Consider the following 5,655-nt stretch of genomic DNA (forward strand, 5'->3'; position numbering starts at 1 on the left):
CCGTTCCGCCACCGGTGGTCCCACCGTTCTGGGAAGCCCATCCGGGAGCCGTACAATCGGCCAGTGCATTTGCAGCACCGGCTGCAGCCTCTTTTTTCACGTCGTATTCACCCGGGATTTCAGATGATCCGGTCCTGATGTCTTCCTGTCCACAGGACGCCACGAAAAAAGCGGCACTTAAAAAAGCACCCCATAAAGGCAGTTTACAATTTGTATTCATATTCAATTAATTTAAGTCAAACTAAAATATATATTTACTACCTAAAATATTTATATGATATCATATTTTTATTTATATAATTATAATGTTAATGATAATGTTGGTTCAATGGATTGCATAATATAGATAATTTAAATTTATTTTAATTTCCGTGAATGTTGGAATGATAAAATATTATCCGTGATTGACGAAAGAAGTAAGAAGAGATATTTTTTCAGATCAGTATCTCAGCTTTCTACTTACCGATTGTATCCAGCCAGTCCGCACAAAGCTTTTTCCAATGGTCGGTGAGCCTGGTTCTGTTGGACACCCCGATATTGTGTTCGCCTTGCGGAAAGATAAACAGGGCACCTTTCACCTTATTTTTCATCATGGCTTCGTAATACAGGATACTGTTGATGACCGGTACGGCATTATCATTCTGGGCATGGATAAGAAGGGTAGGCGGTGTTTTGGCCGTTACGCGGTTCTGCATGGAGTATTCCGCTATTTTTTCCTGCGAAGCGTTTTCGCCTAATAAATGGTCACGGCTGCCTTTATGTGCAAATTCCCCGAGATCGATCACCGGAGAAATCAGTACCGCAAAGTCGGGGACAGAGGACGTGCTTTCCCAGTCGCTCTTCAGGCCGGTATAATCTGTGGAAATATTGCTGACCATTGCTGCCAGATGCCCACCGGCTGAGGTCCCCAGCACACCGATCCGGTCGGGAAAAATCCCGTACTGCAATGCATTTTTCCTGATTAACTTTACGGCTGCCTGGATGTCCTGCAGGGGACCTGTCTCCCTTTGTATGAGATCCGGTGATGCGGGAAGACGGTAATTGAGGACAAATGCAGTAATTCCCAGCGTATTAAGCCATTTGGCATAAGAATAACCGCCCAGGTCATAGGTAAGGTGCCGGTATCCGCCGCCGGGAATGATGATAACGGCCATTGGTTTCATTTCTTCTTTCGCGGGCAGGAACGCAAAAAGTTCTGCTTCCCGGATCTGGGTGATGCGGCCTTCCTTTTCTTCTGTAGTTTCCGGCTTAAGCCCTTTGGAATTAGGCATCCGGCCCATTGGCCATACGGGTATTTTCTGCTGGGCAGAAAGATGCATTCCCAAACTTATCATAAACAATAAAAATGATTTTTTCATTGCTGCTGTTTTACCTGTATTTTTATCTGCGGTCATTACCATTGGATTTTGATTGCATTTCAGTAATTCTTTACATTATAAGATGAAGTTCAAAATGATTGAATAAAGAAAATCGATTACCATCCGAAAGTCACCAAATCAGATCTGAACAGCTTCTTATTACTCATCACTCATCGCTCATTACTCATTACTCATTACTCATTACTCATCACTTATTACTCATTACCCATTACCCATTACTCATCACTAATGCTCTTCAGCCAGTCTTCACACAGCTTTTTCCAGTTTTCGTTAAGCTCATTTTTATTGGTAACTGAAAACCGGTGTCCGCCTTCCGGAAAGATAAAAAGCGAACCTTTCACCTGGTGACGTGTCATGGCTTTATAGTATAAAATACTGTTGATAGCAGGTACCGCAGTATCATCCTGAGCATGGAAAAGAGCGGTTGGCGGAGTTTTTCCGCTGACCCTGTTCTGCATGGAATATTCTGCGATCTTCTCCGGGGAAGCAGGGTCTCCCAACAGGCTGTTCCGGCTTCCGGTATGGGCAAATTCTCCGAGATCGATCACCGGGCACAGCAGGACGGCAAAGTCCGGAACGGAAGAGATGTCTTTCCAGTCATTTTTCAATCCGGTATAATCGGTTGCGATATTGCTTACGCTGGCTGCCAGATGGCCGCCTGCCGAAGTGCCGATTACTCCTACGAGCTGAGGGGCGATATTCCATTGTGCCGCATTTTTCCGTAGGTACTTGATGGCAGCCTGTGCATCCTGGAGCGCTGCCGTTTCCCGCTGTACCACATCCGGAGACGTTGGCAGGCGGTACTTCAGTACGAAAGCAGAAATCCCCTGGGTGTTGAGCCACTTCGCAATCTGGAAGGCTCCTTCATCATACACCAGTTTCGAATAGCCGCCGCCCGGGATGACAATTACGGACATCTGCCGCCTCTCTTTCGGGGGCGGTAAAAAAGCAAACAGTGCCGGTTCCTCTGTATCTGCAGGCATTTTTTTTATTCCGGTTTCCGGCAGCCGTTTCCGGGAATTGGGCATTTCACCTTTTGGCCAGAACATGATCTTTTCCTGGGCGGAGAGAAAGGAGGAGAGGATTATCATTAAAAGGAAAGCCGTTTTTTTCATATTATTTTTACTTCATAAATATTCTCTGACTGATGAGGTCCTTTATCATTAATCGGGTAGTACGGTTTTGTCTTTTTTAACGCAAAGTCTCCATCCGGAGACTTCATAGACAAGGTGGCAAAAATGGATTGGCCAGCTGATCTGACAAACTTATCCGGTAATGATCCGCACAGATCCACACTGCCATCTGTTTACAGGTGTCCTTATGATGTAACAAGACTTATTGTAAGTTGAAATTAAAACTTCCATCCTCTGTCTTCCAGCCTGTCCATCATGTATTACTTCTTCACAAAATCTTCCCTGAACGGGGCAAACGAGTCGACCAGTTGTCCTGCTTCCAGACATTTTACACCATGAAAAATGTTGGGTTGCGCGAAAAAGCCGTCGCCCTTCCGGAGAATTTTTGTTTCCCCGTCAACAGTCACCTCAAATGTTCCTTCCGCCACATAAGTGATTTGCGAATGGAAATGCTGATGCAGTGTGCCGACTGCCTCCTTTTCAAATTTAACAATCACCATCATGACCTGGGAATTGTAACCGACAAACTGCCGCGAGACACCGCCGCCCAGGTCTTCCCAACCGGACCCGCCGTCGAAAAAAGGTTCTTTTTTGAAATTCATATTGATATGGATGTTTATTTAAATACCTGTTATTGATGATTACGCTTATTATCAACACAATGTTCACAAAGATTTTTGCATTGCTGAATTGTATTTATGTTCGCAGAGCCGTAGGTTTGGCAGAGCTTATAGATTTTATGACGCATCAGTCACAAAAGATATCATTTCATTGTTCAATATTTCAGTATCTGATGCGTTCCTAAATATTCTCAAAGCTGTTAGATTCTCTTTTGTGACTTATACAGTAAAATCAAAGCTTTGTAATCTGTAACGTCTGCGGGAGATTATCTGATATATTTCTCCAATCCCGTTTTCATCGTTTTCAGCTGCTTTACCGCCAGGCCGGCAACCTTTCCGGCTCCCAGTCCGGACAGATGGGTGTCATCCTCCTTACCTTTCGGATAATAGGGGTTTTCGCCTTCCTTATAATGCAGGTGCAGCTTTTTTGAATTTTCAGGACCATAGGAAATTTCCAGCTGCTCGGTCAGCAGCTGCATATCCACAAACGGCACTTTCATCTCATCGGCCACCATTCGTACCACGAGAGGATATTCTTTGTGGGTATCGATCAGGACACCGTTTTCATTGAAGTTTCTCCTTACAATGGAGGTCATCAGGACCGGGATGGCCCCTTTTGCCCTGGTTTCTCTTACATACCGCTCCAGGTTTGCCCTGTACTGGGTGTAGGGATTCGTGAACTTGGCGGAATCTTTTAATTTCTGATCATTGTGGCCGAATTCGATGAACACAAAATCGCCTTTTTTCAGTTGTTTCTCTATTGTATCCCATCTGCCTTCCGTCCTGAAACTTTTCGAGCTCCTGCCGTTCATCGCATGGTTCTGAATTTCAATTCCGCCTGTGAAAAATTGCGGCAGCACCTGGCCCCAGCCGTGTTCCGGGTTTTTATCCGGGTTTTCTTTATTGGCCATCGTTGAATCACCGATCAGGAACAGCACAGGTTTCTGCTGTGCAAAAGCAAACCAGGAAAGGAAAAGCAGGAGGATGCTAAATTGTTTATTCATTGTCTTTTTATTTTAATTGATGTTCGTTAATCCTAATCCGGTCGGTCATTCAGGGTGCAGGATTCCAGCCGTCCAGGATTTTTTTCAGGGTGTAATTTTTGAGGTCTCTTTTGGTGAGCTGATGGGACCAGCCAACTCTTTTCCAGGTGCTTCTGCCTTCGCCTTTACTTCCGTATTCTGCATAATAAGCGGTTTTTTCTTTATCCGGAAACATCTTGTCGCCTTTCCACGGATTCCAGCCCTCAGGCAGGATGTGTTTTTCCATTTCCGTATTGATAAAAACCGTTTTTGCATAAGGTCTCCAGGGCCTTCCCAGATAAACTTTGGTAACGCCTTCACCGGCGGTGAGCTGACAGTCGAAAAAGACAAATCCGTAGGGCCTGCCGGCTTCCGTTGCCGCAGCCGTAATATAGGAATCGGCCAGGCTTTTGATGATACAGTTTTTGAAAACAGCCGTTGCCTGGCCGAAAATAAAATCCGTAGTCCCTTCGATACAGCAGTTTTCAAAGTACTGCCGGCTGTGGCTGGTCGCAGAATATAATGTATCCTGGCAACCCAGAATGTCTGAGTCTTTCATGATGAACCGGTCACCTTCCACATGCAGGGAAACCGCCTGTCCTTCGTTGCAGGAAGTGTTGCGGACCGTCAGGTTCCGGATGGTAATATCATCGCCCATTACCAATAACGTGTAGGAATTAAACGTGGTCATTTTTTCGTTAAACGCATCCGGTTTTCCCGAAAAATCGTTATTGGTAATCACGGTGTTTTTTTTATTTTCGCCTTCAAGCGTAATTTTATGTTTCGAAGACGGAATCACCACTTTTTCGTGATAGGTTCCGGACCTGATAAAAATCAATGCCTCGGCAGGACCTAAATCACGTACAGAATTGATGGCTTTCTGAATGGAGGTGAAATCCCCGCTTCCGTCCCGGGCGACCGTAATTTTTATATAAGGACCATTCCCTGCGAAAAGGAAACTGATGATTGAACTGAAAAGCAGGACCAATAGTTTTTTCATAAGCCTGGGATTGGGTTTGTTTTAACACAAAATTTTATTTCTTTTACTATAAATTCAGTAGCAGAATTATTTTAAAAAGAATTGAAATACAATTATTTAATCCTTTTGTCAATAGGGTCGGGCTTTAGCCAGGCTTCATTGAAATCCTTCAGCCGAATCTACTTTGCCAAAGTTTAATTTTATTATTTCAGAATCTTGTCTAAAAAACGCCATGTGATATCCAATGTTTCCGTAAACCAGGGTTCAGCCGACCAGAAAGAGTGCGGCGTATTCCGGATTTCGTGAACTTCCGTGTAGATATTGAAATTTTTCAGCTTTTTCATCATATCGTCCCGGCCGGCATGAAAACGCGGTTGTGAACTGTTGATGAAAAGGGTAGGTGCCGTATTTTTATCCACGGATTCCAGCGGCGATGCTTCGGTCCAGTTTTTTAAATTGACCGTCCGGTCCCCGCCCAGCCAGTAAGCAGCATAGGTGCTTTCTTCCGCTTCCGGATGAATG

At 44.6% G+C, this 5,655-nt stretch carries 5 protein-coding genes and 2 pseudogenes; all 7 read right to left on the reverse strand.

Features of this window, described 5'->3' with window-relative positions:
- A pseudogene (locus QZ735_RS08325) lies at positions 1 to 220 on the reverse strand (pectate lyase); the annotation flags it as partial.
- Between the two features lie 235 nt (positions 221 to 455).
- Positions 456 to 1,358 (reverse strand): alpha/beta hydrolase, encoded by a 903-nt coding sequence (locus QZ735_RS08330; RefSeq protein ID WP_294246804.1) that lies wholly within the window; start codon positions 1,356 to 1,358, stop codon positions 456 to 458.
- Between the two features lie 236 nt (positions 1,359 to 1,594).
- The gene (locus QZ735_RS08335; RefSeq protein WP_294246807.1) at positions 1,595 to 2,494 is read right to left on the reverse strand and encodes an alpha/beta hydrolase; all 900 of its coding nucleotides are present in this window, start codon (positions 2,492 to 2,494) and stop codon (positions 1,595 to 1,597) included.
- 278 nt (positions 2,495 to 2,772) lie between these two features.
- Complete coding sequence (locus QZ735_RS08340) at positions 2,773 to 3,114, reverse strand: cupin domain-containing protein (protein ID WP_294246809.1); 342 nt, start codon at positions 3,112 to 3,114, stop codon at positions 2,773 to 2,775.
- Between the two features lie 284 nt (positions 3,115 to 3,398).
- On the reverse strand, positions 3,399 to 4,136 hold the full coding sequence (locus QZ735_RS08345; RefSeq protein WP_294246811.1) for a rhamnogalacturonan acetylesterase: 738 nt from the start codon (positions 4,134 to 4,136) through the stop codon (positions 3,399 to 3,401).
- A 49-nt stretch (positions 4,137 to 4,185) separates the two neighbouring features.
- On the reverse strand, positions 4,186 to 5,154 hold the full coding sequence (locus QZ735_RS08350; protein WP_294246813.1) for a pectinesterase family protein: 969 nt from the start codon (positions 5,152 to 5,154) through the stop codon (positions 4,186 to 4,188).
- 182 nt (positions 5,155 to 5,336) lie between these two features.
- Positions 5,337 to 5,655 (reverse strand): annotated as a pseudogene (locus QZ735_RS08355) (hypothetical protein); the annotation flags it as partial.

The sequence above is a fragment of the uncultured Chryseobacterium sp. genome, assembly GCF_913776365.1.
Classification (GTDB): Bacteria; Bacteroidota; Bacteroidia; order Flavobacteriales; family Weeksellaceae; genus Chryseobacterium.